The sequence below is a fragment of the Chitinimonas sp. genome (assembly GCF_036568685.1).
GTDB lineage: Bacteria > Pseudomonadota > Gammaproteobacteria > Burkholderiales > Chitinimonadaceae > Chitinimonas.
The window spans coordinates 91,886-117,565 of sequence record NZ_DATCSC010000106.1 but is presented as its reverse complement, the minus strand read 5'-3'; the positions used below and the strand labels follow the sequence as shown (position 1 = coordinate 117,565).

The window sequence follows — 25,680 nt, the reverse complement described above, 5'->3', positions numbered from 1 at the left end:
TTCGCCTATCTGTATTGCCTGAACTGGGTGAGGGCTATTTGCTGGCCAGCCGGTCGGCCTTGCCGAGCTCCCGGGGGCGATAGTCACCGGCCACCCTGGGTGAGGAAAAACGATCGTAGAGACGCTGGTAGGTCGCCACCATGGCGTCGAGGCTGAAACGCCGTTCCACCTCTGCCCTGCCCACCTCGCCTGCGCGGTGCGCCAGCTCGGGGTGCTGGGCGTAGTGCAATATCGCCTGTGCCATGGCGGGTACATCGGCCGAGGGAACCAGCAGACCGCTTTCACCCTCGATCATCAATTCGGCATTGCCGCCCACGCGGGTCGCGATGACTGGCAGACCGCTGGCCATGGCTTCCAGGATGGTGTTGGAGACACCCTCTGCCAGCGATGGCAGCACGAAGCAATCAAGGCCGCGCAGAATATCGGCCACATCGCTGCGCTCACCGGGCAGCCAGCTCAACTCGGCAACCCCGCCTGCCTCCAGCACCGTCATGGCCTGCGCCCGCAAGGGACCGTCACCTATCATCACCAGCCGCAGGCTGTCGCGTAGCGCGGGGTGTACGGACAGCACCTCAACAAAGGCCTTGGCCAGGGTGAGCTGGTCCTTGACTGTCTGCATCCGGCCTACGGTACCGAACAGACGATGGTGCGGCTCACCAAAGGGGCAACCGGTAATCTGCGAGCGCGGCTGAGCCGGCGAGAACTTGGTCGCATCCACCCCGTTGTAGATCTGGCTGATGCTGCTTGATGGCACACCAACCTTGTGTTGCAGATAGCCGGCCAGGTCCTGGGACAGGGCAACATACTGGCTGACGAAGGGGCGATAGAGGCGACGGACAAGCTGATATTTTCGGCTGCTGCCATCCAGGTCGCTGACGTCGCGGCCATGTTCGCCATGGATGCGTGCAGGCACGCCAGCCAGCCAGGCAGGGATAGTCACCTCCAGAGCCGCCAGGTTGCGACTGTGGACCACGGCTGGGCGCAACTGACGAAACAAGCGGTAGAGCTGCGGATAGATGCGGACCGCGTTACCGGGGGGCTTGTTCAGCGCAAAGAATTCGACATCATCACGGGTGATGCGGTGCTTGAAGTCGGTGATATCCGTCAGCGAGATCACTGCATGCCGGTAGGCGTCGGCAGGCATGCGATTGATCAGGTTGACCACGCCATTTTCCAGCCCACCCACATCGAAGCGGTAGACCACATGGGCGATCAGCGGGCGGGTGTCGGTAGCGGCGCTCATCGCAACCCCCGCGCTTGCTCAAGAACACGGTCCAAGGTCGGAGCCGCCTGTTGCACAAAGGCCGTCAGCGTCGCGGCGGCATCGGTCCCCGACTCGGCCGGCGTGTATAGCAGTACCACCGCAGAGTCATCGCCCTGCCCCGTCAAGCGGGCCAAGGCGGTATAAGCCTTGGCCAATGTGTCGCTGGCGGTCAGCCGGCCATTGATCCAGTACCACTGCCACACCAGGAACTTGCCACCCTCGGTACCGCGCAACTCGGTGGCGCGTACATCCAGTACCACGCCGTTGACGGCGATGCTCTGCCGGGCCGTGCTGAGCTTGACCCAGTTGTGGTCCTCGGCATTGATCAGGTGATTGGCCGAGCTGACCAGCTCGCGTTGGGCATCTTGATTGCGGTAGTAGGCCACGAAATAGCCAACCGGTTGGCCTTGCGACTGCAGCCCTCCTTGCAGACTGGCATTGGCCTGCTCGAAACGGGGCTGCCAGGCGCTGAGTCTCGCATCGTTGGTCGGGCTCCAGCCCGCCAAGGGCGGTAACGCCGGCAGCGCTGTAAGCGGCGCCGCCTCCCGCTGGGCCTTCAGGATCTGGGCCTGCGCCAAGGGCCAGACCAGGGTCAGCAACATCAGTCCGACAGCGACAAGCAACGGTCGACTGCGGCCGCTTGGCAAGGGAGGATAAACCTCGGTCGGCAGCGGCGCTTCGTCCTCCCGCCAACGCGCGCCAATCCAGAACATGGCCAGGATGACAATGCCGAAGAACACCCAGCCGTAGACCAGATGGTCGACGCCGGCGGCGAGCCGGTTGTTGGAGAGATAGCCGAGCAGCACGATCAGGTAGGCGCGCAGCCAGTTGGCCACGATAGGCACTGCAATGGCGGCAACGATAAAGAGCAGTCGGCGCCGCAGCGAGCGGTAGTTCAAGTAGGCAAACAAGGTGCCAACCATGACCGAGGCAATCAGGTAGCGAGCGCCGCTGCAGGCCTCGACCACTGACCAGGTGCCGGACGGTACGACGAACTGCAGGCCTTCGCGGTAGACCGGTATGCCACTCAGGCGCAGTGCGCCGATGGTGAAGTTGGCCGTCCACTCCATCATCTGCGGGACGACGAAGTCGCCGAAAGGTACGGCAAAGAACAGGAAGCCCAGGGGAAAGGCGATTTGCCGTGCCATGGTCCAACCCAGTACCGCGGGTATGGACAGCACCAGCATGGCGACCACGGCGAACTGCATCAGTGCGTTGACCTCTGCCATGGCGCCGAGCAGCCAGGAAAAACCCGCCACCAGCAGGGGCAGGCAGAGCCAGGGATTGGGTGACGGCGTGTAGGCTGCCAGCCGTTGCCGCTGCTGCCAGATCAGCCAGAGTGAAATCGGCGGGACGATGAAGCCGTGGGTGAAGGTGGCAGAGTGGGACCAGACCGCCACCATGGCCGTCACGGTTTCATGAAAGCAGGCCAGGATCCAGACCCAGGCAGCGGCAATGCCCAACAGGGCGCGCAGGCGGACATCAGCGCCTTGTCCGCCTCGTGCTTCGGACGCTGCGACCAGATGCCGGCTGCTGTCGTTCATCAGGCAGCTCCCTGCTGCACCGTGGCGGCATCGGCAGGCACGGCAGTCACCGCGTGGCTACTGATCGCATCCTGGCTGTCGAGGTAGCGGTCCATGCCGGCCAGATGGGCATCCCAGCTATAGCGGGCCAGCACCTGGCGACGCGCGGCAATGCCCAGCTCTTCGGCCTGTTCAGGCGAGGCCAGCACGGCTTCCACCTGGCGCACATAGTCGCCTACGCTATCGGCGGCCAGCAGGTCGCGGCCTATTTGTGCATCGACCGCGGCGGCGCAGGTTTGAGAAGCCAACACCGGCCGGCTCATGGCCATGGCTTCCAGCACTTTGTTCTGGATGCCCCGCGCCACTCGCAGTGGCGCCACGACCAGGGTGGCATGGCGGAGGTAGGGGCGGACGTCGGGCACGGTACCGGTGACGACAACCTGCGGCGAGGCCAGTGCCTGGACTGCCTGCGTAGGACTGCGTCCAACGATGTAGAACTTCAGGCCTGGCCAGCGCTGCAGCAGGCTAGGCAGGACTTCGGTGCAGAACCAGGTCACGGCATCGACATTGGGCCAGTAATCCATGGCGCCGGTGAAGACCAGCGAGACCTCCCCCGCAGGGTAAGGTGAGGCCAGGGCATGCTCGGGCGAGAAGAATTCGGCGTCGACGCCGTTGCATATGGCTTCGGTGACCGGCACCGATTCGGGGGCGGCTTTACGAAACAACGCGACTTCATTGTCGGTCACGAAGAATGACCGCCGCGAGCGCTGTGCCACGGTTCGCTCGAAGGCCAGCAGGCGTTCGCCCTCACGTCGGTACAGCCAGGACATGGGCCAGCGATGGTTGCCTGCGTATTGGGTCCACTTGGCCGAATCCACATCGACAAAGTCGACCAGCACCGGCACCTTGGCACCCTGGACGTACTGGGCCATGGCAGAGGAAAAGATCACTACGGCATCGATCTGCTGCGTCGCCAGCGTGCGGTTGACCCAGGCCTGCAGGCGACGGTTGCGATAGAACGGCAGGGTCAGCGCTTCATTGCTCAAGAGACCGGCCAGACTGCGCAGCTTGGCCCAGCGTGGCGACAAGCGCTCTACACGGAGGTCTGCACAGAAAGGCGGCAAGGCGGCGATATGAACCTCGTCCTCCGGGTCGTCGACGAAGGTGCCAAGGAATACACGGTGCCTGGCCGCCAAATGCTTGAGCAGATGGTAGGAGCGGACCTTGTCGCCCTTATTGGGCGGATAAGGCAGGCGATGTACAAGAAAGAGTATGTTGCTCAAGCCAGCTTCAACCCAGGTTGCGTACGATGAACGGTCCCAGCCAGTTGGCCATGGCGAGCGGCATGCGCCGCCAGGCTTCGATGAAGAGACGGTACTTGGCGTTGGAGGGATTGTTCTGCGGAATGCTGTCGCGACCGTAGAGGCAATATTCGTAGTACAGCGGTTGCGGTTCAAAGCCCCAGTTCTTCTTGAACGAATAGGACCCCGTTCCCTGCTTGCTGCGGCCGTAGTCGAAGACCCGGATGCCGCGCTCACACGCCCGCCGCATCAGCTCCCAGTACTTGAAGTCGTTGCCGGCAAGTTCACGTGCGCTGGTGTCGTCTCCGGCGTAGTACGGCAACACCTCGTCGCGGAAGTAGAAGCTCAGCACGCTGCTGATGGGACGACCTGCCTCGTCTTCCACGGTCAGGATCTCGCAGGCATCGCCAAATTCGCGCTGCAAGGCCTTGAAATAGGCCTTGGGCAAGGCCGGCGTGCCGTGGCGGTGAACATTGTCGGCATAGAGCGCAAAAAAACGTCCGACATCGCTGTCGATCCGACTCTGCAAATTGTGCTTGATGCCCTTGCGCACCATGGCACGCTGCTTACGTGGGATGGCAAGCATATTGGCCTCGACCTCGGGCAGCAGCGTCTTGCGGAAGCTGACGTAGAGATCCTGGGTGGGCCAACTGGGATGCTGCTGCTCGAGATTGCGCAGCTCCAGGTGCTCGACACCAAGCTGCTTGGCCAGCACTTGCGCCTCGGTGACCAAGGCGCTGGCGGCTGCGGCGTCTTCGACTGCCACGCCACCGTAGACCGCGAAAGGCAAGGAAGTCAGCGCATTGCCGAACAAGCGGCTCTTGACGTGGGCCAGCGGCAATACGCCGATGATCTCACCGCCCTGTTCGGCATAGAGAAAATAGGTGCGATGACGAAAGACGTTGTGGATGATGCGCTGCCAGCCCGCCCGATGGAAGAAGGTGGCTTGCGGGCAGCGCAGGACAAATTCATCCCAGCGCGTGCTCGTGGCAGCATCGGCGATGTCGAGTTGCTGGATGCGTAGCGCGGGGGCCATGCCGGCCCCTGCATTGGTGGTCGCGATGGCCTTGCCATCGGGCGGAGAGAGAGTATCCAGCATGATTACTTCGCCACCAGACCAACGAGGGATGAGGGCTGCGACTGTGATTCCGCAGCTGTGCCGGCAAGGAAAACCTCGTCCATGCGTCCCCAGCGGAAATCATCGAGCAGGCGCGACAAGCGCCCTTCCATCTTGTCCAGGTTGAGATAGTGCCGGAAGCGCGACTTGAAATTGATACCGGCCACGCGTGGCTGATCGGCGTCGATCTCCCAGGGATGGAAGTAGAAGATGGCCGATTGCATGTCCCGCTGGTTGACACGCCGCAGCAGCCAGCGCGACAGCGGATAGGGCATAAGCCGGAAGTAGCCGCCACCACTGGCGGGCAGATTGCGACCAAGCAAGTTGGCGGTGGTCACCGGCACCTCCAGCAGGGTACGTCTTACCTGGTGGGCAAAGCGTGGCGCATCCGGCATGCCATAGTGGTCATGCTGTATGGGGTAGATGCTGGAACTATAGCGATAGCCGGCGCGCTCCAGGCAGTCGAAAGCCCAGAGGTTGCCAGTACCGATTGAGAAGCTGGGGGCGCGATAGCCCTTCACGACCTGGCCGGAGAGATCCTCCAGTAGCTGCTTGGCGCGGCTGACGTCGGCGAAGAAATCAGCTTCGGACAGATCAGAAGCACGCTGGTGGCCGTAGCCATGGCTGGCCAGCTCATGGCCGCCAGTGACAATGCGCCGCACCACCTGCGGATAACGCTCGGCGATCCAGCCCAGTGTGAAGAAGGTGGCCTTGACCCCCTTGCTGTCCAGGAGGGCCAGAATACGGTCCATATTGCGCTCGACACGACATTCCCGGCTGTCCCACTGGTCGCGCTCGATATAGGGCGCAAATGCGGAGACCTGGAAATAGTCTTCAACATCGATGGTCAGGGCGTTTTTGATTTGGTTATTAGTCGGCATGCCTTCCTCCCCTCCTGCCCGGCTAGGCAGCCTGCAGCTGCCGCGCTATCAACCAGCCGGCGAGGTCCGACGCGATGCGCTCGGCCGCGTGTCCGTCCCAATATTCCGGAACACGACCTGACTTGCCGGTACCGGCAAGCACTTCATCCACGCCTCGCAGTATGGCAAGGCGGTCACAGCCAACCAGTGTATTTGTGCCACTTTCCACGGTAATCGGACGTTCGGTATTTTCCCGTAGCGTGAGGCAAGGCACGCCCAAGGCGGTGGTCTCCTCCTGCAGGCCACCCGAGTCGGTCAGTACCAGGCGGGCACCCGAGGTCAGGCCCAGCATTTCCAGGTAGCCCTGCGGCGGCAGCAAGGCGGTACGGCCGTTGGCCAAGAGGCTGCCCAGGCCAAAACGCTCAATATTGGCGCGGGTACGCGGATGCAGGGCAAAGATCAGCGGCAGGCGCTCGGAGATCTCACGCAGGGTCTCCAGCAAGGGGCGCAGGGTCTCGACCTGGTCGACGTTGGAGGGACGATGCAAGGTCACCACGCCATAGCCGGCTGGACCGCTGGCCAGGGCCGGATCGGCATTGAACGTGGCCAGCGTACGTGCCGGCGGATGCGCCAAGGCGCGGTTGGCCAGCAGTGAGTCGATCATGACATTACCCACGAAGCGGACGCGCTCGCTCGCGATGCCTTCGCGGAACAGATTGTCATGGGCGCTGCGCTCGGTGGTGTAGAGCAGGTCTGCGATCTGATCGGTCAGCACCCGGTTGACTTCTTCCGGCATGGCACGGTCGTAGCTACGCAGGCCAGCTTCCACGTGTACTACGGGGATGCCTTTCTTGACACTGACCAGGGTGCAGGCCAACGTGGAGTTCACATCACCGACCACCAGCACGCAGGAGGGCTGGTATTGGTCCAGTACCGGTTCAAAACGGCGCATGACCTCGGCCGTCTGCACGGCGTGGGTACCCGAGCCGACCTCGAGGTTGACGTCGGGGTGCGGCAATCGCAGATCGACGAATAACCGGTCGTTCATGTCGTTGTCGTAGTGCTGCCCGGTATGCACCAGCAGGGTCGGAATGGCTGGCTGGTGGGCGGCGAAGGCACGCAGGATGGGCGCCATCTTCATGAAATTGGGGCGTGCGCCGACAACGCAGATCACCGGGCCCAGGCTCTGGGGCCAAACTTCGTGCTTCAAACCAGCTTCTCCTCATCCGATAGTTCTGTTCTGGCCAACTGTTGCAGCAGTGAAAGCATGGCTGCATTACCGCGTTCCAGATGGATCATGTGCCGCTCCAACCGCATCATGCTGCGCTCCAGGCGCAGCAGGTGCTGCGCCTGGTCAGCCCGCTGACCTTCGCCGGCGCGCGTCGACTCGATGGCGTTGTTGATATCCTGCTCCAGGCGCGCCAGTTCGCTCTCCAGCGCGTTACCTTCGGCAAGCTGGGCACCCAGGTCGACATAGCCCGGCGCGCTGTCGGCGTCGGTACGCGCGTAGCTGGCGGATTGGGTCTCGGCGCTCAGTTCGCGCGCCACCTCCTCCACCTGCTCGCGGGTGAAGTTGCGATTGCCGGTCAAGAATCCCGATAGCAGGACCCGGTCGGCCAGGGAGTTGATACGCCGCGGTATGCCGTTGCTGGCCAGGAAGATGGCCTCGTAGGCACCATTGTCGAACTTGGGCCAGCCTTGGGAGCCGGCGCATTTGAGGCGGTGCTCGATGTAACCGCGCGTTTCGCTCTTGTCCATGGGGCCGATGTGGCAGGCGGCGATCACCCGCTGTCGTAGCTGCAGCATGTGCGGGCTTTGCATGATGCTGCGAAATTCCGGCTGCCCGATCAGAAAGCTCTGCAACAGCGCGTGCGTATCGAGCTGGAAGTTCGACAGCATGCGCAGCTCCTCCACCGCCCGCGGTGTCAGGTTCTGGGCTTCGTCCACGATCAAGAGGCAGCGCTTGCCTTGCCGGGTAACGTCGACCAGGAAGGCCTCCAGACCCAGCAGCACGTCCGATTTGCCCATACCCTTGGTGCGGATGCCAAAGGCAGCCGCCACCATGCGCAGGGTTTCCTCCGCGTCGAGCTGGGTGCTGACCAAGTGGGCGGCCACGACCTTGCCGGGGTCAAGCTTGTTGAGCAGGCCGCGGACGATGGTGGTCTTGCCGGCGCCAACCTCACCGGTAACGACAATAAAACCCTCGTTCTGGTGCAGGCCGTACTCCAGATAGGCAGAAGCACGTTGGTGCTGCTTGCTACCAAAATAGAAGGATGGATCCGGGTTCAGCTGGAAAGGCTTGTTGCTCAAGCCGTAGAAGGATTCGTACATGGATCTGGCTAGAAATCGTGCGACAGGAAACCTGTCACGGCATTTTCGGAGTAAGCGGTGGAACCGTCCGCACTGGTATGGCGAGCACTTACGCTGGCCCGGGTCTTGGGGGTCAGCTGGGTGCTGAAGATTAACTGGGCAATATCCTGGGTGGTCTCGATCACCGGCTCGCCCGTCCCTTTGCTACTGACGCGCGACAAGGAGCCGGTCAGCGAGGACTGCGGCGAGAGCCGGTAGGCCCAGTTGAAGCCGTAGCCCCGCTGCCGGATATTTTGCGATTTGTTGAAATCGTCCGGCAGGCCGCTGCCGCTCAGCAGCGACTGCTGCTTGCTCTGGGTGGCGGTCAGCACGATGGTGTTGCGGCTACCCAGGATGGCGAACGAGGCATCGTGGCGCTGTTCCAGCGTGACACCCGAGGTCAGGAAGCCACCCACCACGGTACCGTTGGCCGGGATATTGTTCAGCCGCAAGAAGTTCTCGACCAGGGCGGCCCGCTTGATCGGATCCGGCTCTATGCTCTGGTACAGGTTGAAATACAGGTCGTAGTAAGACCCAAGGCCCACCTTGGTCAGCTGGTTGGGCAGGATGGAAACATCCTTGCTGCTGCTGACCTTCCAGGAGGTGAGCGCGGTACGATGGGTGAAGCTGACGCTATTGGCGTCGCCAAAGAAGCGCCGTTCGCGACTGGCGGAAATCTGCGTACGCGGGTCTGGCGACCAATCCACGCCGGCACCGGAGGTACTCCAATACTGCTTATTGACCGTGGTGTAGTCGTTGCCCTCGCGCCCGCCGTAGAGCGAGACCTTGATCTGCGGTGTGATCTGGTAGCCCAGGTTGCCCCGCAAGCGATCGGCCACGCTGTGCCGGCCGCTTTCATAGCTGGTGCCGTGGTGAGTGGCATCCAGACCCCAACCCAGGTTTGCGAGCTGGGTCTGGCCCTTGAGCATACCGGACCAGTCGTTGGTGGTGACGTCGGGAACCAGATCGGACTTGGAGCGCGTCGTGCCGTAGTCATAGCGCAGGCGATAGTCGGCCAGCCCGCCCAAGCTGCCACGGATATATGGCGCCAAGTGGAAGCTTGAGGTTTCGGTGGCATTGGCATCGACATTGGTACCGGGCGAAGTACCGCCGAAGGCCGAAATGGCCTGCCGGGTGATGACGCCGGTAGCGTCGACATACAGCCAGTTCTCCAGTGCCTCCAGCGTGCCGAAGGCATTGAGGGAGTTCTGGGTCTCGTTACCCTTGCCGTTGCGGGAGTAGATCAACTCTCGCAGGCGATAATCGAGATTCAGATTGAGGCGGCCACCGGTGCCCGTGATGCGGATACCAGGGCTAAGCTCGGTAACCAGATCGCTCTGCTTGTTGGTGTTGGATAAGGCGACGTTATCGGTGGCAGTCAGGCCTGTCGAAAGGCTGGGCGTAATCTCCCAGCCCGCAGCCATGGCCGAGGGGGCAGCGACAAACAGCGCACAGCCAAGCAGCTGGCGCCAAGGTGCACACCGCGGTCTAATGACCATATCCGTACCCGTAGCCATAGCCATAGGCGCCTTGTGCGGCGACACGGGCTTGGTTGAGCAGCATCAGCTTGACCGGGCAGCTCTCGATGGCCGCCAGGGCGTGCTTCACATCGCTTTGCGCGGTGCTCTCGGCACGCACCACCATCACGACCTGACCCATATGGGTGGCCAACACCCGTGCTTCGGTCGTGACCAGCAGCGGGGGCGAATCGAAGATGATGATACGGTCCGGATAGCGGTTCGCCATGTCTTCCAGCAGATGCATCATGCCGTCGCTCGCCAGCAGTTCTGTGGCGCGCGCGTGCTGGGTACCGCTGGGCAGAATGGTCAGCGTCTCGACGTTGGTGCGTAGGAGCACCTTGGAGAGATCCATGGATTCGTCGACCAGCACATCCAGTAGGCCAGGTGCTGCAGGCAGGCCCAGCATCTTCAGGACCGACGGGCGCGCCACATCGGCATCGACCAGCATGACCGTGGTGTCGAGCTCCATGGCGATGCTCATGGCCAGATTCACGGCGGTGAAGCTCTTGCCCTCTCCGGGCAGCGCACTGGTCACCATGATGAGGTTGCCATACTTGATCGGCGCCGCCCCCTTGCCTAGCGCGTTGGCGATCAGCGGGCGTTTTACCACGCGGAATTCGTCCGCCAGTTGGGAGCGTGGTGCATCCGGGCGAATGATGCCGGCCGCTGCGATGGTGGCGAGGTCGAGATTGACTGTACGTGACTTGAGCAGCGGTGCCGTTGTTGCCGGAACCGGTGTGGTCACCGGGGCGGGGGCCATGGGTGTGGTCGCCACAGGTGCCTCGGCAACCGGTGTTTGCCGGGGTGTCGGTCGCACCACGGTTTCGTGTTCGGGAATCACCGCGGCAGCGCGCTCCAGCAGGCTGGGCTCGGCCGATGGCTGATCAGAAGTGGCTTCGGGGACGTCGACCCCTGCCTCGCGCAGCTCGGCCAGTCGCTTTGCGGCTTGTTCAATGAGACTCATCAATTACCCTCAGACATTTCTGGCCGACAGCAGGAACAGCATGGCAAAACCGGCGCCGTAAACGCCGACCAGCGAAGCCAGTCCGGCGAGAAAGCGCATCCGGTCCCGCCGCTCGCGGCGCTTGACGGTATCGTCGACCAGCATGGAAATGGTGCCCAGGAGTGGCAGCCCGCTCAGTTCGCGCAGCGCCTTAGCATCGAACACTACCGGGCGGATCTGGCTGGCGGCAAAGCTGGCCAGCACCCCGGCACCCAGTGCCAGCAACAGTGTGAGCGGCAGGATAAGGAGGCGATTCGGTGCCACCGGCTGTGGCGAAACGCGCGGTGGGTCGATCAGGCGGAAGTCCACGCCACCGACACCGGCTTCCATATCGCTGGACATGGTGGCCGATTCGCGCCGGGCGACCAGACTTTCATAGTTTTTCTTGTTGATCTCATAGTCGCGGTTGAGCTGGGTCAGCTCAGCCTCGATCTGCGGGATCAGTCGTACCGAGTTTTTCAGCGTGGCGTAGCGCGAGGTGTACTCGGCGACACGGGTACGCAGCGAAGCAACATTGGCCTCTGCTTCGGCCAGCGAGATCTTCAGCTGCTGGTAGACCGGGTTGTTATTGACCGGCGAGGCCGGGTTGTTTTGCGCCAGCTTCTTGCGTGCCTGGATCTCCTGCTTCTTCTGATCTTCCAGTTCCTTGATCAGGCGACGGGTGCTGATCACGTCCGGATGCTGCTCGGTAAAACGCTGCAGCAGCATATCGAGATTGCGCTTCTGCGCTTCGATCCGGCCATCGATCTCGGGGACCGAGACGCCAGCGGTGGACTCATTGTTGTCCGGCAGCAGTACCGGGTCCTCCCCGAGCACCTGCCGGCGCAGGGCGTCGCGGGAATCCTCCGCCTCGCGCAGTTCCAGTCGGGCACGTTCCAGCTCGCCGCTGGTCTCACCGATACGGGCAAAGAAGTCCTTACCCTCGGTCGCCTGCACCGAGAGATTGCGCAGCTTGAAGTCCTTCAGCCGCCCTTCCGCCTCTTCGAGCTTCTTCTCGTAGGAGCGGATCTGGTCATCCAGGAATTTCTTGGCCGAGTCCGTGTCCTTGCGTTTGTCCCCGAGGCTGGATTCGACAAAGATCGAAACCAGCGACTGCACCACACGCTTGGCTCGCTCGGGCTGGGTGTCGCGGTAGGACAGGGTGTAGAGGTTGTCACGGGAGGTGCTCTTGATCTCCAGCGACTTCATCAGCTCATCCACCAGTGCTTCCTGGCCGGCCTTGGTCTTGATCGAGAGATCGAGGTCCGCCATGCGGATCAGCTTCTCGACATTGGGCCGGCTGATCAGCGTGCGGCTGAGGATCAGTATCTGCTGGTCCAGGTCAGGTTCGACCGCAAGACCTGACATCAGAGGCTTGAGGATGGATTGCGTGTCGACAAAGATGCGGGCGCTGGCCTCGTACTTGTCCGGTACGCGCAGCAGCACGACGACACTTATGGCACCAACCACCCAGGCGACAATCAGCCCGAGCCAGCGGCGCTTCCACATCTCCCGCAGGACTGTGGTCACCTGGCGAATCAAATCATCCATCAGCTTCAGATTTCAAAGGTATGCGATCAACAGCCGCCCCGGCGCCATGACGGCGGAGCGACCCGGAACTTGCCTGGTTCAGAACCAGCTGCGCGGGATGATCAGTACGTCACCCGGCTTCATTTCCACATTGGCCGATACGTCGCCGCGCATGACCAGGTCTTTCACCCGCACGCTGTATTGGCGCTGGCTTTTCTCTTCGGTCCGCACCAGGGTGGCACCGTTGCCATCGGCAAAGTCGGTGATGCCGCCGACGGCGATCATCACGTCAAGCAGAGTCATCTTTTGCTTGTAGGCCAGGGTCTGCGGCTTGGTGGCTTCGCCCACGACGCGGATCTGCTCGCTGTAGGGGCCGACGAAGTTGGTGACGACCACAGTGACCACGGGGTCGCGGATGAATTTACCGAGCGCCTTCTCGATATCTCGCGCCAAGGTGGAGGCATCCTTGCCTTGTGCGGTCAGGTCCTCGACCAAGGGAGCGGCAATCTTGCCGTCAGGACGGACCGGCACCACCATCGATAGCTCGGGGTTACGCCAGACCACGATATTGACCGAATCACCGGGGCCGATCAGGTAATTGTATTCAGGTGAGGCAGCTGCCGTTGGCGCCGCGGGATATTTGGTGGCGCAACCGGCCAGCCAGACTGCCAGGGCACAAATTGCTGCTGTCCGTAATACCCCGGCAACATTGTTATACAGGCTGAATGCCATTCTTCATTCTCCTCAAATCTAATGCTGCGAACCGGTCCAAGGGTAATTCAAAAAAGATTATCTTGCCGAGAATTATAAGATTACCGCGGCGCGCTACGCATGCTTCTAATTCGCTAATGGCTGTCGTCACCTCCCGACAAAGCATAATTTTTTGCTAAATCTCATCATAATCAATGGCTTGTGCCTCATTTCCTGGTGCCGGCTCCGGTGCTGTGTGCGAGATTTTGTCGCCCTGTGACGACAAAAATGGCGGTGTTGACCTGCCATCCAGCCTTTTAAACAGCCTGTTTTGCCGGTATTCACGGGGTTTGTGCGCTTGGCACGAATCATGCTGAATTAGTTTCAACTTGTAGAAAGGTGTATGCGATTGAGGGTTTTAATTGCTCTGCAGGGGAGTTGGAATACCCAAGAATAATATTCTAATAAACGGAATTATTTTAAAACGGGGTTATTCCTATGTCATTCCGCGATGCCTTTGACTGGCCGCTCAATTCAGATATATCCACAGGGGATGATGCGATCGGCAGCCTCCCCGATTGCATGCAATGGGATGGCTCGGACGCGCTGCTAGGCAGCGACAGTATGTTTCTTGTCGAGCGGTCCGACTTCCAGATACGGCTTGCCAATACACCGGTCCGGCGTGCCGAGGTCAATTCCTTGGTGGACCGTATGTACGGTTGGCGTGGCTATCTGCTGGACCATGGCGAGGCCCTGCCCCGCTACGACGCCGGCCAGATGACACTGCAAGCCTGTGAACAGGGTGAGACAGTCGGCACCCTCTCGCTGAGCCTGGATTCTGGCCAGGGCTTGCAGGCCGACGAGCTGTATCGGGCCGAAATCGACCAGCTACGGCTGAGCGGACGCAAGGTCTGCGAGCTGACACGCTTGGCTGTGGATAACCGGGCGAACTCGATGGAGCTGCTGGCTTCCCTATTCCATCTTTTGCACCTTATCGGCTGCCAAATGGGGGCGAGCGACGCTGTGATCGAGGTCAATCCGCGTCATGTGGCCTTCTACAAGCGACTGTTGGGTTTTCAACAGATCGGCGAGCGCAAGCAGTGTGCCCGGGTCGACGCGCCCGCCATCCTGATGCATGTTGAGGCCAGCTATGTGCAGGCACAAATTGCAAAACTCTCCGGACTGCGCGATAAGCAACCCAAGGCGAGGGCTTCGCTCTATCCCTATTTCTTCAGCCTGTCTGAGGCCGAGGGTCTGGCCCAGCGGATAGGGCGGCTTGTTTCCTCCTGGTTGCCCGCAGCGTAGTGGGCTTCCCTAGATATTCTTGCGCAATGCTTCGACCACGTCGGTCCGGGAGACCCGGTAGGCCGGGATGATGGAGGCCAGTATGGTGGCGAATAGGCCGACCAGGAAGGCCGTACCTATGGTGGAAGGGACGATGCGAATAAAGGCGGTATAACCCACATTGGCATTGGGCGGTGGTGGCATGGGGATGCCGATGGCCGAGATGACTTTGGCGGCCACCACGCCAAGGATGCAACCCAACGTTGCTCCAGCGAGCCCTAGCAGCACGCTCTCGGTCAGCAGCAGCTTCATCACCGTGGAGCCTTTGTTTCCGACGGCCCGCATGGTGCCGAACTCTCCCAGCCGCTCATAAGTACTCATATTGACGCTGTTTGCGACCGATAGGCAGACCATGATCAGGATGATCCAGCGCAGTACCCCGAACTGGCTGTCATACATATTGACACTCTTGTCGTAGAAATCGGAAAGCTGCCGCCAACCTGTGTACTCCAGCCCGCTTCCTTGCAGCGCCGAAGGCATCTTGCCCAATACCGACTCGGTATCGTCCGTCCTCTTCAGCATCATGACCATCAGGTTGGCGCCGCTGTTGGCCAGCAGCTCCTGGGCGGCCGCGAGCGGTATACGTACCGCTCTGGCGTCGAAATCCTTGGAAAAACTCTGGAACACACCGGTGACAACGAACTCCTGATTGTTGAGCGCGCCGTCGGCGGTATTGAGCAGCAACATCACGGTGTCACCGGGCGCCAGCGCCAGCGAGTGGGCCACGCCCTGCCCGATCAGGATGCCGTTGACGTCTTTGCTGGTCAGTTGGCGCCCTTGGGAGATGGTCAGATAGGTGCCGATGGCAGCTTCCTTGTCCGGTTCCACGCCCTCCCCGACGATGGCCAGGTCCCGCTTGCCATTGTTGAGCAGGCCGGTGAAATTGAGCCGTGCCGTCACCTGGCTGACTTCGGGCAATGTGGCCAGGCGCTGTGCGACCTTGTCGGCACCTTCTATCAGGTAGTGCTCAGGTTGGCGGCTACCCTTGCCGAGAAAGTCCTTGCGGTAGACCTGCACGTGACCGGTTTGCGAATGGATGATGGCTTCGCCGAGCTGGATGAAGAGATCCTGCACGAAGCCCCCGGTGAGTATGAGGCCTACCACGCCGATCACGATGGCAGCCAGGGTGATGGCGGTGCGGGTCCTATGCCGCAGGACGTTGCGGGCGGCCAGGCTCAGCATCATGGCTCATCCTCCCTTGAGGCGCTTGCGGATCAGCATCAGCATCAGCTGCTGCAAAGGGTTGGCATTGCCCCAGGGCCGCCAGGTCACCGACATCTTCTGGTGGTAGGCATCAAAGTGCATGCCCCAGGGGGCGGCGCGTTGTTTGCCCCGGCCCAGCAGAACCTTCAGCACCTCGGTGCCCATCACGCCAGCACATAGATCACAGGCCATCATGGTGGAGGGGCCGCGCTTTTCCAGGAAATTGACCGCCGAAGGCACAACCAGGTAGTCGCGCTGCAGCATGGCGGGCGAGAGCCCGGCGATAAAGCGGGCGTATTGCTCGAACTGCGGCTGATCGTCGAGCCGGAAATACTCGTCGAAGGTCATGCCGCCAGGTTTGAAGTAGAGCAAGGCGACGCCCATGCCCAACGGTGCGGCGGTCAGCGCAGCGATGCCCTTGTTCGAGCAGGCCGCAAATACCCGGCGGCGTATATTGAGTACGAAGAAATCCAGGCCATCCACATAGGCCTGGGTGCCATCGAGGAAATCGTCCAGATTCTGTTCGGTGACACCTTGATCGAAACGACGGATCGAGAGTTCCGGATTGATGTCCAATGCCATCTGGATCAATGAATCGAGCTTGCTGCGGCCGAGATTGGGAATGGTGGCGCCGACCTGGCGATTGAAGTTCTGTACTTCGAACTCGTCGAACTCCGCCAGGTTGAAGCCCCCTATTCCCAGGCGTGCCAGGGTCAGGAGATGCGCGCCGCCGACGCCGCCCAGGCCGGCAATTGCCACACGGGAGCGGCGCAGGGTCTCCTGCTCCGCTTCGCTGATCCAGCCGATATTGCGGGAAACAGCCAGCTTGTAGTCGTAACTCATGGATGGTCTTACCTGTCTTAACCAGCCGTAGCTGCGGCCTTGGGCTTGTAGGCCCTGACGTTGTAACAGTTGCCAGCACGTTCCTCGAAGCCGATCTCGAAGCCAGCGGCCAGCAAGCGGCGCCGCATGTCGTCACGGTAGTAAGGGGTATAGAGGATGCCCTTGCGTATCCCCCAGGCATTGATCTTCTCGGCAATCCACTTGAAGGGCTGGATGCCCTCGGGATAGAGGATGACATTGGCAACCATGCAGCCGCCGGGGCGCAGTACCCGCAGGGTTTCGCGCATGGCGCCATCGACATCAGGAAAGCAGTGCACGGCGTTGGCGATATTGGCGGTATCGAAACTATTGTCTTCAAATGGCAAGGCCGCGGCATCAGCCAACTCCAGCTGCATGTCCGGATCTCCTTCATAGCGCCGCATGGCACCTGCCAACATGGACTCGGCATAGTCCACCCCGGTAATGCGAACCTTGGGTAGGCCTTTCCATTTGCGCCAGCGCAATACAATGGCCAGGAAAGTCCCGGAGCCGATGGCAATTTCCAGATGATCCGCACCGAAATTACGGCCGAATAGTCGTAATTGAGCCGGTAGGGTCGTATTGTAGGCAAAGGTCAGAATAAAGAAGCCGCGTACGTCATACCACCAAGGTTCGGATTTATACGCCAGGGCGATTTCATCGCGCGTCTTGGTGGATCGAGCTGCTGGTTGCGTCATCCTGGCCCCCTATTGGCGGATTTGTGCTGACTGCCTGTATTCTTTGTCTGGCACGAAGGCCGCAAGATTGAACACTTTCCCGCAAGGGAGCAAGCAGTTGGACAAAGCTGTTCTAGAGTTACAACGTGGCAGTCTGCTGGAATCCACAACACGCCATCAGAATGCGCTTCAATATAGCCCACGCTGCATGATCTGGTGCGAGATCGGTTTATTTGAACCGGGCGTTAATATCTGAAATTTAGAAAATACTGATTAATTAGACCCGCCATGACTAAAACCTTCGGTATTGCATTCCGCAATCTCTACCGGCAGCGCCGTCGCTCGGCGTTGGCCGTCGTTGCCGTGGGTTTTGGTGTGGTGGCGCTGGTACTTGCGGGTGGTTTTATCGAATGGGGTCTCTGGTTTGGTCGGGATTCGACCATCCATTCGCAACTGGGACATATCCAGATCGTGCGGCAGGACTATTACGAGAAAGGTATTGCCGACCCTTACCACTACCTCCTGCCCAAGACCTCGCCGGAACTGGGGAAGATTTCCGCACTGCCAGGAGTGGAGACCGTGGGGCCGCGGCTGTCGCTCAGTGGGCTGGCCAGCCTTGGCGATGCCACCATCTCGTTTATTGGCGAGGGGGTGGACCCTGCCAGCGAGCGCAACCTGAGCCGATCACTGACCATACGCTCGGGTAGCAATCTGGCAGAGGACGACCCCAAGGGCATCATTCTTGGCCAGGGCTTGGCAGCCAACCTGGGTACCAAGGTTGGCGACCATATCGTGCTGCTCTCGTCCCCGGCAAAAGGGGGGATGAATGCCACCGAGGTCAAGGTCCGGGGCATCTTTTCCACCATTACCAAGGCCTATGACGATGTGGCCTTGCGCATGCCCATTGAGCTTGCACGCAAGCTGGTCCGGGTGGATGGAGCGCACGTCTGGGTCATGTTGCTCAAAGATACCGAGCAGACCAAGGGCCGGTTGGCCGAGGTCAAGAGCATACTGGGCAAGAGCGGCCTGCAGGCGATCGAGTGGCGGGAGCTTGCCGACTTCTACAATAAGAGTGAGACGCTTCTGCTCAAGCAGTTCGGTACGGTCAAGACCATCATTGCCATCATCATCGTGCTCAGTATCAGCAATACCATGATGATGTCGGTCATGGAGCGCACTGGCGAGATCGGTACCATGATGGCGCTGGGTATACGGCGCAAATCGGTCATGCAGTTGTTTTTGACTGAGGGATTGCTGCTTGGGGTGGTTGGCGCGGGCATGGGCCTAGTGGTGGGGTGTGCGCTGGCCTATGTGATCTCGCTGGTCGGGATACCCATGCCCCCTCCCCCGGGCATGGCCGATAGCTATACCGCGCGCATTCTGGTTACCGGCTCGCTGGCAGGGCAGGCCTTTGTCCTCGCGGTGATCACCACCTTGCTGGCGAGTATCTACCCGTCGTGGAAGGCATCGCGCATGCAAATTGTTGACGCCCTGCGGACCAATCGATGAGCCTGGCGGGCTGACGACGCAGTGAGTGGGATGTCTGCAGCGATCCTGCCGGGGTGATATGGCGGCGTTGCCCGGTCCGTACTGCTTCCTGGTAAATGGCGGTTAAGGTCGAGCGGGGACGGTAACATAGGACTGCGCAGCTTGCTTGTACCTGGCTGACGGCTGGACCGAGACGGTACAGTACCTGCGTCGCGAGGCGACCTTTATGTGACAAGGAACGAAAAGAAAAAGGCCCGACTAGGTCGGGCCTTCTCTTGGTGCTGCTACAGCGCGGAGCTATCAACGCTTGCCTGGATCAGGCTGCTGCTTCGGTCTTGCGGCTGCCGCGACGGCGACCCAGTGCAAGACCCAGCAGGCCGACACCTGCCAGCGCCAGTACGCCCGGCTCCGGCACGAAGAAGGCGTTAGCCGAATTGTTCAGCAGCTGGATGCTCTGACCGGACACCGGAATGAAGTTCTGGAAGTTACCGTTCAGGTCCAGAATTACATAGAACGGGTTCGGCGAAACAAAGTAGCTAGAGCCGGTGCCAGTCAGCGAAAAGCCGCCGAAGACCAGTTCGAAGTTACCGTTGGCCAGACCGCCGCCGGCGTTGCCTTCACCAGCAAGCAACAGCGCGGCGCTGCCGAGCATGATGTCGTCGCTGTCAGTGCCCGCTCCGGATACGAGGTTGAGGTTGCTAACATTGCCGATGGCTGACGCCGCGACGTCATAGTCGGTGTTCTGATTCACGTCGACCCAGAACTCCAGGTAGGCCGAGCCGCCGGTGAAGGTGAAGCCCGTGCCCGACGGAGCGAAGGTGCCAGAGGACGAGAACTTGGCATACAGGTTGTAGCCGTTGGCGCCGAAGCCATTCAGCTGCGACAGCACGACCGAACCGTTCTTGAACCAGGCGCCAGCGTTGAAGATGGCCTCGGTCAGGAAGGTGCCAGGACCGGTCGCGGTAAAGACTTCGTCATACTGACCGCTCAGTTGGTCAACTGGCATCAGATGAGGAGCTGCGCCGCTGATGCCGCCCTCCTGGATAACGGCGGGTGCACCCACCGTTGCCGCGTGAGCCACACCACCGGCGAAGGCCATGGCAATGGCCAGTGCCGACGCGGTGAGGGTCTTGCTTGCAAACTTGTTCATTTCAATAGCTCCTAGTGGTAAACGAGCCGCCCAGAACTGGCCCCGATGCTTAGTTAGCAGGTAGTGTGCCAGATAAATAAAATAAACAAAATCAACAGGTTACCTTATTGCTCCGTGCTATTTTCAGATCCGCTGTAAGAAAACTCGACAGGTCAAGTGAATTTTGCTTGCGCGCGCTGGGTCTCTTCCAAATGCAAGCGCCCGGTATGCCCGGGCGCTTGTTATTGATACCAACGAGTGGCTTCGTCTGTAGTCGTTCAGAAGCTGTAGCGTAGCTCCGAATACACGCGATCAGCCTGATCAAAGCGACCGAACAGGCCTTGTTCCGGTCCCTTGAATAGATCGGAGCCCACCACCAGTCGCCAGTTCTTCTCAAAGCTCCAGGTGATGCGGGGCCTCAACAGCCAGTCGGTACGGTTGAGGCTGGATATCCAGATGGCCTGAGCCTCAAGCTTGTCGGTGAACTTGTAGTTGAGCAGTAGGCTGTAGCCGCTTTCGTGCTGTTTGGGCAGGACATCCGGATCGCGCGAGAAGATGTCACGTTGAAACAGCTGAACGTTGAAACGCATGTCGTCCTGCGGGTTGAAGTCCAGCCCTATGGCCCAATCCAGCATGTTCTGCGGCACCAGGCCGTCTTCGGCATTCAACCGCTGCGCATTGAGCTTGCGACCATGGGTGTAGACTGCCTCGCTCTTGAGTACGAAGGAGCCAAAGTCCTTGGCCAGGGTGCCTCCGTACTGCTGGATTCGATCATGTCTGGCTTCGAAGATGACGGTAGGCTGCGGAACAAGCGCTATCTGGCGGTAAAAGGTCGGGTTTACATCCATGCTGCTGTAGGCGAAGCCCGATACATCCCAGCCATCCTTCAGCGTGGATAGGCGTACCCCATAGTTGGTGTGGTCCAGATTGCGCTTGGGTCTTTGTTCGGCCCGGAACAGTACCGGGACGTCGGTCGGCATGGGCGGGTAAGGATAGAAGTCTGCCCCGGGCTTGCCGATCTGGTCATAGCTGGCCACCGGCACCCACAGGAATTCGGCGTGGAAGTCGTCCTTGAAGTATTCGGCCCGGGTTGCCCATTGCGGGGTACGTAGCGCATCGAACTCGGGCAGGATGAACTCGCGCATATCGCGTGCCGAGACCACATCGGCAAAGAACAGGCCCACCATCTCGCCCCAGACCACATGCTGCCGACCGACACGGAAGTCCCATTCGTCGGCGCCGAAGTCGATGTAGTTCTCGCGCAGGGCAATATCGTAACGCTGGTTGCGGGCGACGTCGGCGGGGTAATAGTTGCCCCTGTCGTAAGCGCCGTCATAGGCAAAGCGCCCCCCCAGCTTCCACTTCACGCCGCCGCCAAACTGGCCCTGGGCGCTCAGGTCGGCCAGGAGGCGCAGCTTGGACCAGTGGTCTGGCTCAGCGGTGGTGCGTGCTGCCTCGGCCTGCAGATAGCCCTTCAGCGGGGAGCCTTGCCTTGGTGCCGGCTTGTCTGGCGCGGTTTGTTCCAATGGGTCGTCGTCAAACAGGGCATCGCGGCTGCCGGCCTTCTTTTCGGCCCCTTCCTCCATGGCCAGTTGCGTGCCGCCACGTGTGCGGAAGTTGCCGTGCAGGTCGAAGCCGCTGGCCTGGTCGCTTAGAGGGAGCGCTACTGCGGCGGTGAGGCTGGCAGGGTCCGGGTAGGCCGAAGCCCAGCAGGAACCAAACACCGGCGACAGGGCCAGCGCAAGGTGCAAGGCGACCTTGCGGTGGCGGTGTGGTCGATGCTTGTGGCGCATACCTCCCCTTTCGGAATGTGCTGGGATCATGGATGGGTGTGGGGTTGGGTGGCGGCGTCGCGTTTGCTGCGCTTTTGCGAGGCCAGTGCCCACTCGGTATCGGAACGCACGCCCAGGACGGCGATCTCGCCGTCCTCTACACGGACCAGCCGGTCCGCCTTGGCGATCACTCGCTTGTCGTGGGTGGAGAAGATGAAGGTGGTGCCGAATTCACGGTTGATCTGCTTCATCAGGCTCAGGATCTCCTCGCCCGTCTTGTGGTCGAGGTTGGCTGTCGGTTCGTCGGCCAGCACGATGGCCGGATGGATGGCCAAGGCCCGGGCGATGGCAACGCGCTGCCGTTGACCGCCGCTCAGCTGGTTGGGGCGGTGGTGGGCGTATTTCGATAAACCGACTATATCGAGGAAGGTGGTGATGCGACGCTGACGCTCCTCTTTGGAGACGTCACTGCGCTGCAGCAACGGGTATTCGACGTTCTCGATGGCAGACAGGACGGGCAGCAGATTGAAGGTCTGGAAAATGAAACCGATGGTGCGTGCGCGCAGGTCTGCCAACTGGTCGGGCGTGCGGCCGCTGACGTCTTGGTCGTTGATGAAGATCTTGCCGCTGGTGGGCGTGTCGATGCAGCCGATCAGGTTCAGCAAGGTGGTCTTGCCGCTACCGGAGGGGCCGGCAATGGCGAGGAAGACGCCGGGCTCGAAGGAAAGCGTAATATCTTTGAGCGCCTGGACTTTCTGATCGCCAAGCAGATAATCTTTGCAAACATGCTCTATGCGTACAACGCTCATTCGGCGCTACTTTCTGCAGATCGATTATCTGCACTTCAGTGCAACGGGGATTCAGTTATGGAAATCATCGTCACCCGACATTCCGGTGTCAAGGTTGCAAACGGATTAGTGTCGGTTTTTCTGGCATTAATCGGACTATTTAGTCATGCAGAAGAAAATGCTTTATTAGCTGCTGATGATGCGATGGCACGTAACATAGTCGAAAAGGCAGATCAGGTACGTTTTCCGGCAGAGGGTTTCCAGGTCGAAATCGGCGTGAGCAGCACGCAGCCAGGGCAAGCACCAGAGTTGCGGCGCTATCGGGTTTTATCGAAGGGCAACAGCAATACCGTTGTGATGGTGACCGAACCGGCCTCGGATCGGGGCCAGATCCTGCTGATGAAAGGTCGGGACCTGTGGGTGTTCATGCCCGAAGTGTCACAACCCATCCGCATCGCGCTCTCCCAGCGCCTGACCGGCCAGGTGGCCAATGGTGACCTGGCCCGAGCCAACTTCGCCAGTGATTACAACCCCAAGATACTGCGTTCGGAAACCATAGGCGGTGAGAATTACCATGTGCTGGAATTGAACGCGGTGGATAAGGGCGTTACCTACCAGCGGGTTGTTTATTGGGTCCGACAAAAGGACTTTTGGCCATACAAGGCTGAGTTTTATTCCCTTTCCAATCGTTTGCTCAAGACCTGCAAATACGAGAATTTCCAGACGATGGAAGGCAAACAGCGCCCTACCCGGCTGGTGATGGAAGACGCGTTGCGCAAGGGTGAGCAATCGGTGCTGGAATATAGCGCCATGAAGTTGCGTGATTTGCCGGACAAGATATTTACCAAGGACTATTTGAAAAAACTCGAATAGTCGATGGGATTGCGGATTGCAATCCTTTAACAGAAATTAGGCCCTGCCAGCGAAGGGTTGATTTCTACTGTCGGAGTGGGAGGGAGGCAGCATGATCCATCGTAGCCTGTTGCAGGTGCGCAAGTTGGCGCACCAGGCGGTCAGGAAACTGATCAATTCTCTCCCGCAGAGCAAGAAGTTTGCGGTCTACCGCTCCTTTGTCGATTGCGACCCCGCGCCCACCGAGCGGCTGGTGCTTAAGATCGCCGAGACCCAGGAGGAGCTGGAGGCTTGCTTCGCCCTCTTGCACGACGCCTATGTCGGCGTCGGCTTCATGAAGCCTCACCCCAGTGGTATGCGGGTGACCATTTACCATGCCTTGCCTACCACCACGACTTTATGTGCCAAATGGGACGGTGAGGTCATCGGCACCCTGTCGCTGATACGCGAGAGTGCGCTGGGCTTTCCCCTGCAGCGCATCTTCGACCTGACCGAGGTTCGCGCGCAGGAAGGCAACATCGCTGAGGTGTCGGCCCTGGCGGTGCACCGCAAGTTCCGCAAGACCGGGGGCAGCATCCTGTTCCCCTTGATGAAGTTCATGTACGAGTACTGCACGACCTTCTTTGATACCCGGCACTTGGTGATCGCGGTCAATCCCAGCCATATCGAGATGTATGAATCGCTGTTGTTCTTCCGCCGTTTGAACGCCAACATGGTGGAGAACTACGACTTCGTGAATGGCGCGCCGGCGGTCGGGGCGACGCTGGACCTGTATAGCGCGGAACAGGTCTTCAAGCGCTATTACGCCAGCAAACCGGCCAAACGCAATCTGCATGCGTATTTCACCGAGGTGAAGCTGCCGAATATCCAGTTGCCGCAACGGCGCTACTACACCACCAATGACCCGGTCATGACGCCGGAACTGCTCAATCACTTCTTCAATATCCGCACCCAGGTATTCGAGAATCTGGATGAACGCCAGAAGGCGCTGCTGCACGATATATACGACCTGCCCGAGTACCGCCGCTACCTGCCTGACGTACATCGCGAGGAGGTGGCGGCGCCAGTGCGCCGGCATGAGCGCTTCTCGGTCAAATGCCCGGGCGAGTTGTCCTATGTCACGGCGGAGGGGGCGAAGGCCAGCGTCCAGATCGATGTCATCCAGGTCTCCTACGAGGGCTTCCAGGCACGAGCCTTTATTCCGGTACCGCTTGAAACCTGGGCAGAAACCACGGTCCAGCTTGGCGAGGCCGATATCTCACACCTGACGGCCCAGGCGGTACGCGAGGTGGGGCAAGGTTTCTACGGCTTCCATCTCTCGCGAACGGACTCGATCTGGAGCATGTTTGTTTCTGCCCTCTACAAGGGCTCAACCCATGGTGACCTGCACGGTCAGCACAGGCAGCATCGCTGAACCAGCTCAACGCCCGTTTGGGATGGCGTGACGGCCGCACGGCTTGTGGCATGCCCAGTCAGGTTCGGTTTCGGCTGGAAGTAGTGCGTTCCGGTGGGTTTGCATCGCTAACTGCACTCGGAGGATGGCTGCTATCGCTGGCGCAGGTAAAGCTCAAGTTGTCGGTAGCGGGGGCCACTATCCAACGAGGCTCCGCCGCTACTGTTCGCAATTGGCCCGTCGTCACTCTGGGCGAGCGTACTTGTATTGCCGGGCATTTGGCATAGCCGAGATACGCCAACTAGCATGAATCATCTCGTAGGAGGCCCCGGAAAAAACTGAATGGACCGGGAAAATATGGCGGGTGCCGCGATTGATCGAGGCGATACGCCCTAATCCAGGCGGCGTGTAGGAGGCAAATTAATGAGAAGGAGTCTGGCTGGCTTTACCCTGATCGAACTGATCATGGTAATCGTCATGCTCGGCATATTGGCGGCAGTGGCTTTGCCTCGTTTTTTCTATCCGGCAGGTGGTACCGGCCAATCCTCGCTCGCAGGCACGGTGGCGGCAATCAACTCCGGCAATACCATCAACTATGCGGCGCGCAGTGTCGATGCCGCCAATGGGGTGGCCGTTACGGCGCGGCGTGGTGTGCCGGTGGCCACCTGTTCAGACGCTTGGGGTCTGATCGGTGACGGATCGGCTGCCGTGCCGGCCAATTACTCGATCGCAGGCTCAGGTAGCCCCCCCACGGCCACGGGGACGCAGTTCAACTGTACTGTCACCAAGACTGTCAACGGGACCAGCAATACCGCCACGGCTGTGTTGACCGTCGTCCCCTGATTTGAGACCGGCGCAAGCCGGTCCTGGCACCTGTATAACAGGATGCCATTGCCGGGATGATGGCGTCTGACCGACGAGTTGGCCTGACGGTGCCCCCAGGCAGAAGGTGGTGCTACCGATACGACCCCGACTGATCGACCGGCGATCGGCACGCGCTGCAGCGACCGAGCTGATCCCGCACTGACCACCTACAC

The 25,680-nt window shown here is 60.4% G+C and carries 22 protein-coding genes; 5 read left to right on the top strand and 17 right to left on the bottom strand.

The genetic code is table 11. The features are described from left to right. Positions 1-34: 34 nt before the first annotated feature. The 11 genes from VIM95_RS15360 to VIM95_RS15310 all read right to left on the bottom strand — a co-directional run bounded on the left by VIM95_RS15360 (position 35) and on the right by VIM95_RS15310 (position 13,178). Positions 35-1,243, bottom strand: a complete 1,209-nt coding sequence (locus tag VIM95_RS15360) for a TIGR03088 family PEP-CTERM/XrtA system glycosyltransferase (protein WP_331987373.1) — start codon at positions 1,241-1,243, stop codon at positions 35-37. Then, the gene (gene xrtA / locus VIM95_RS15355; RefSeq protein ID WP_331987371.1) at positions 1,240-2,808 is read right to left on the bottom strand and encodes an exosortase A; all 1,569 of its coding nucleotides are present in this window, start codon (positions 2,806-2,808) and stop codon (positions 1,240-1,242) included. Before xrtA ends, VIM95_RS15360 begins: the two co-directional genes overlap by 4 nt. Continuing rightward, the gene (locus tag VIM95_RS15350; RefSeq protein WP_331987369.1) at positions 2,808-4,070 is read right to left on the bottom strand and encodes a TIGR03087 family PEP-CTERM/XrtA system glycosyltransferase; all 1,263 of its coding nucleotides are present in this window, start codon (positions 4,068-4,070) and stop codon (positions 2,808-2,810) included. Before VIM95_RS15350 ends, xrtA begins: the two co-directional genes overlap by 1 nt. 7 nt (positions 4,071-4,077) lie before the next feature. Then, positions 4,078-5,187, bottom strand: coding sequence for a FemAB family XrtA/PEP-CTERM system-associated protein (locus VIM95_RS15345; RefSeq protein WP_331987366.1), 1,110 nt, complete (start codon positions 5,185-5,187; stop codon positions 4,078-4,080). Between the two features lie 2 nt (positions 5,188-5,189). Continuing rightward, positions 5,190-6,086 carry an XrtA system polysaccharide deacetylase gene (locus tag VIM95_RS15340; protein WP_331987364.1) on the bottom strand — a complete coding sequence of 299 codons (897 nt, stop codon included), beginning with the start codon at positions 6,084-6,086 and terminating at the stop codon, positions 5,190-5,192. 22 nt (positions 6,087-6,108) lie between these two features. Beyond that, positions 6,109-7,275 (bottom strand): non-hydrolyzing UDP-N-acetylglucosamine 2-epimerase, encoded by a 1,167-nt coding sequence (gene wecB / locus VIM95_RS15335; protein WP_331987362.1) that lies wholly within the window; start codon positions 7,273-7,275, stop codon positions 6,109-6,111. Beyond that, a complete protein-coding gene (locus VIM95_RS15330) occupies positions 7,272-8,396 on the bottom strand; it encodes an XrtA/PEP-CTERM system-associated ATPase (protein ID WP_331987360.1) in 1,125 nt (374 codons plus the stop codon). Before VIM95_RS15330 ends, wecB begins: the two co-directional genes overlap by 4 nt. A gap of 8 nt (positions 8,397-8,404) precedes the next feature. Continuing rightward, positions 8,405-9,913, bottom strand: a complete 1,509-nt coding sequence (locus VIM95_RS15325) for a TIGR03016 family PEP-CTERM system-associated outer membrane protein (RefSeq protein WP_331987358.1) — start codon at positions 9,911-9,913, stop codon at positions 8,405-8,407. Further along, complete coding sequence (locus VIM95_RS15320) at positions 9,903-10,898, bottom strand: XrtA-associated tyrosine autokinase (protein WP_331987356.1); 996 nt, start codon at positions 10,896-10,898, stop codon at positions 9,903-9,905. Before VIM95_RS15320 ends, VIM95_RS15325 begins: the two co-directional genes overlap by 11 nt. Positions 10,899-10,907: 9 nt before the next feature. Next, complete coding sequence (locus VIM95_RS15315) at positions 10,908-12,467, bottom strand: XrtA system polysaccharide chain length determinant (RefSeq protein WP_331987354.1); 1,560 nt, start codon at positions 12,465-12,467, stop codon at positions 10,908-10,910. A 78-nt stretch (positions 12,468-12,545) separates the two neighbouring features. Then, entirely contained in the window at positions 12,546-13,178 is a 633-nt protein-coding gene (locus VIM95_RS15310) for an XrtA/PEP-CTERM system exopolysaccharide export protein (protein WP_331987350.1), read from the bottom strand. Positions 13,179-13,760: 582 nt separating this feature from the next. Here VIM95_RS15310 and VIM95_RS15305 point away from each other — a divergent pair. After that, positions 13,761-14,441 carry an N-acyl amino acid synthase FeeM domain-containing protein gene (locus tag VIM95_RS15305; protein WP_331987347.1) on the top strand — a complete coding sequence of 227 codons (681 nt, stop codon included), beginning with the start codon at positions 13,761-13,763 and terminating at the stop codon, positions 14,439-14,441. A gap of 9 nt (positions 14,442-14,450) precedes the next feature. Here VIM95_RS15305 and VIM95_RS15300 read toward each other — a convergent pair whose 3' ends face one another. From VIM95_RS15300 to VIM95_RS15290, 3 genes are read right to left on the bottom strand one after another with little or no spacing between them, the layout of a single operon-like run. After that, positions 14,451-15,665, bottom strand: coding sequence for an ABC transporter permease (locus VIM95_RS15300; RefSeq protein WP_331987344.1), 1,215 nt, complete (start codon positions 15,663-15,665; stop codon positions 14,451-14,453). Between the two features lie 3 nt (positions 15,666-15,668). Continuing rightward, entirely contained in the window at positions 15,669-16,526 is an 858-nt protein-coding gene (locus tag VIM95_RS15295) for a ThiF family adenylyltransferase (RefSeq protein ID WP_331987340.1), read from the bottom strand. 17 nt (positions 16,527-16,543) lie between these two features. Then, a complete protein-coding gene (locus VIM95_RS15290; protein ID WP_331987337.1) occupies positions 16,544-17,242 on the bottom strand; it encodes a class I SAM-dependent methyltransferase in 699 nt (232 codons plus the stop codon). Positions 17,243-17,509: 267 nt separating this feature from the next. On the opposite strand from VIM95_RS15290, the gene VIM95_RS15285 reads away from it, so the two are divergent. Continuing rightward, entirely contained in the window at positions 17,510-18,730 is a 1,221-nt protein-coding gene (locus VIM95_RS15285; protein WP_331987333.1) for an ABC transporter permease, read from the top strand. A gap of 295 nt (positions 18,731-19,025) precedes the next feature. Here VIM95_RS15285 and pepA read toward each other — a convergent pair whose 3' ends face one another. The 3 genes from pepA to VIM95_RS15270 form a co-directional block, all read right to left on the bottom strand. Then, the gene (gene pepA / locus VIM95_RS15280; protein WP_331987329.1) at positions 19,026-19,859 is read right to left on the bottom strand and encodes a flocculation-associated PEP-CTERM protein PepA; all 834 of its coding nucleotides are present in this window, start codon (positions 19,857-19,859) and stop codon (positions 19,026-19,028) included. A 257-nt stretch (positions 19,860-20,116) separates the two neighbouring features. Then, complete coding sequence (locus tag VIM95_RS15275) at positions 20,117-21,631, bottom strand: DUF1302 family protein (protein WP_331987326.1); 1,515 nt, start codon at positions 21,629-21,631, stop codon at positions 20,117-20,119. A gap of 26 nt (positions 21,632-21,657) precedes the next feature. After that, positions 21,658-22,419 (bottom strand): ABC transporter ATP-binding protein, encoded by a 762-nt coding sequence (locus VIM95_RS15270; protein WP_331987324.1) that lies wholly within the window; start codon positions 22,417-22,419, stop codon positions 21,658-21,660. A gap of 57 nt (positions 22,420-22,476) precedes the next feature. On the opposite strand from VIM95_RS15270, the gene VIM95_RS15265 reads away from it, so the two are divergent. The 3 genes from VIM95_RS15265 to VIM95_RS15255 all read left to right on the top strand — a co-directional run bounded on the left by VIM95_RS15265 (position 22,477) and on the right by VIM95_RS15255 (position 25,486). Next, the gene (locus VIM95_RS15265) at positions 22,477-23,271 is read left to right on the top strand and encodes an outer membrane lipoprotein-sorting protein (RefSeq protein WP_331987321.1); all 795 of its coding nucleotides are present in this window, start codon (positions 22,477-22,479) and stop codon (positions 23,269-23,271) included. Between the two features lie 91 nt (positions 23,272-23,362). Beyond that, positions 23,363-24,664 carry an N-acyl amino acid synthase FeeM domain-containing protein gene (locus VIM95_RS15260; RefSeq protein WP_331987318.1) on the top strand — a complete coding sequence of 434 codons (1,302 nt, stop codon included), beginning with the start codon at positions 23,363-23,365 and terminating at the stop codon, positions 24,662-24,664. 402 nt (positions 24,665-25,066) lie between these two features. After that, positions 25,067-25,486, top strand: a complete 420-nt coding sequence (locus tag VIM95_RS15255; RefSeq protein WP_331987315.1) for a type II secretion system protein — start codon at positions 25,067-25,069, stop codon at positions 25,484-25,486. Positions 25,487-25,680: the final 194 nt, after the last annotated feature.

Coding starts and splice junctions, on each gene's coding strand:
- VIM95_RS15360 (WP_331987373.1), bottom strand. CDS start 1,243: ATGAGCGCCGCTACCGACACCCGCCCGCTGATCGCCCATGTGGTCTAC.
- xrtA (WP_331987371.1), bottom strand. CDS start 2,808: ATGAACGACAGCAGCCGGCATCTGGTCGCAGCGTCCGAAGCACGAGGC.
- VIM95_RS15345 (WP_331987366.1), bottom strand. CDS start 5,187: ATGCTGGATACTCTCTCTCCGCCCGATGGCAAGGCCATCGCGACCACC.
- VIM95_RS15340 (WP_331987364.1), bottom strand. CDS start 6,086: ATGCCGACTAATAACCAAATCAAAAACGCCCTGACCATCGATGTTGAA.
- VIM95_RS15330 (WP_331987360.1), bottom strand. CDS start 8,396: ATGTACGAATCCTTCTACGGCTTGAGCAACAAGCCTTTCCAGCTGAAC.
- VIM95_RS15325 (WP_331987358.1), bottom strand. CDS start 9,913: ATGGTCATTAGACCGCGGTGTGCACCTTGGCGCCAGCTGCTTGGCTGT.
- VIM95_RS15320 (WP_331987356.1), bottom strand. CDS start 10,898: ATGAGTCTCATTGAACAAGCCGCAAAGCGACTGGCCGAGCTGCGCGAG.
- VIM95_RS15315 (WP_331987354.1), bottom strand. CDS start 12,467: ATGGATGATTTGATTCGCCAGGTGACCACAGTCCTGCGGGAGATGTGG.
- VIM95_RS15310 (WP_331987350.1), bottom strand. CDS start 13,178: ATGGCATTCAGCCTGTATAACAATGTTGCCGGGGTATTACGGACAGCA.
- VIM95_RS15305 (WP_331987347.1), top strand. CDS start 13,761: ATGTTTCTTGTCGAGCGGTCCGACTTCCAGATACGGCTTGCCAATACA.
- VIM95_RS15300 (WP_331987344.1), bottom strand. CDS start 15,665: ATGATGCTGAGCCTGGCCGCCCGCAACGTCCTGCGGCATAGGACCCGC.
- VIM95_RS15295 (WP_331987340.1), bottom strand. CDS start 16,526: ATGAGTTACGACTACAAGCTGGCTGTTTCCCGCAATATCGGCTGGATC.
- VIM95_RS15290 (WP_331987337.1), bottom strand. CDS start 17,242: ATGACGCAACCAGCAGCTCGATCCACCAAGACGCGCGATGAAATCGCC.
- VIM95_RS15285 (WP_331987333.1), top strand. CDS start 17,510: ATGACTAAAACCTTCGGTATTGCATTCCGCAATCTCTACCGGCAGCGC.
- pepA (WP_331987329.1), bottom strand. CDS start 19,859: ATGAACAAGTTTGCAAGCAAGACCCTCACCGCGTCGGCACTGGCCATT.
- VIM95_RS15275 (WP_331987326.1), bottom strand. CDS start 21,631: ATGCGCCACAAGCATCGACCACACCGCCACCGCAAGGTCGCCTTGCAC.
- VIM95_RS15270 (WP_331987324.1), bottom strand. CDS start 22,419: ATGAGCGTTGTACGCATAGAGCATGTTTGCAAAGATTATCTGCTTGGC.
- VIM95_RS15265 (WP_331987321.1), top strand. CDS start 22,477: ATGGAAATCATCGTCACCCGACATTCCGGTGTCAAGGTTGCAAACGGA.
- VIM95_RS15260 (WP_331987318.1), top strand. CDS start 23,363: ATGATCCATCGTAGCCTGTTGCAGGTGCGCAAGTTGGCGCACCAGGCG.
- VIM95_RS15255 (WP_331987315.1), top strand. CDS start 25,067: ATGAGAAGGAGTCTGGCTGGCTTTACCCTGATCGAACTGATCATGGTA.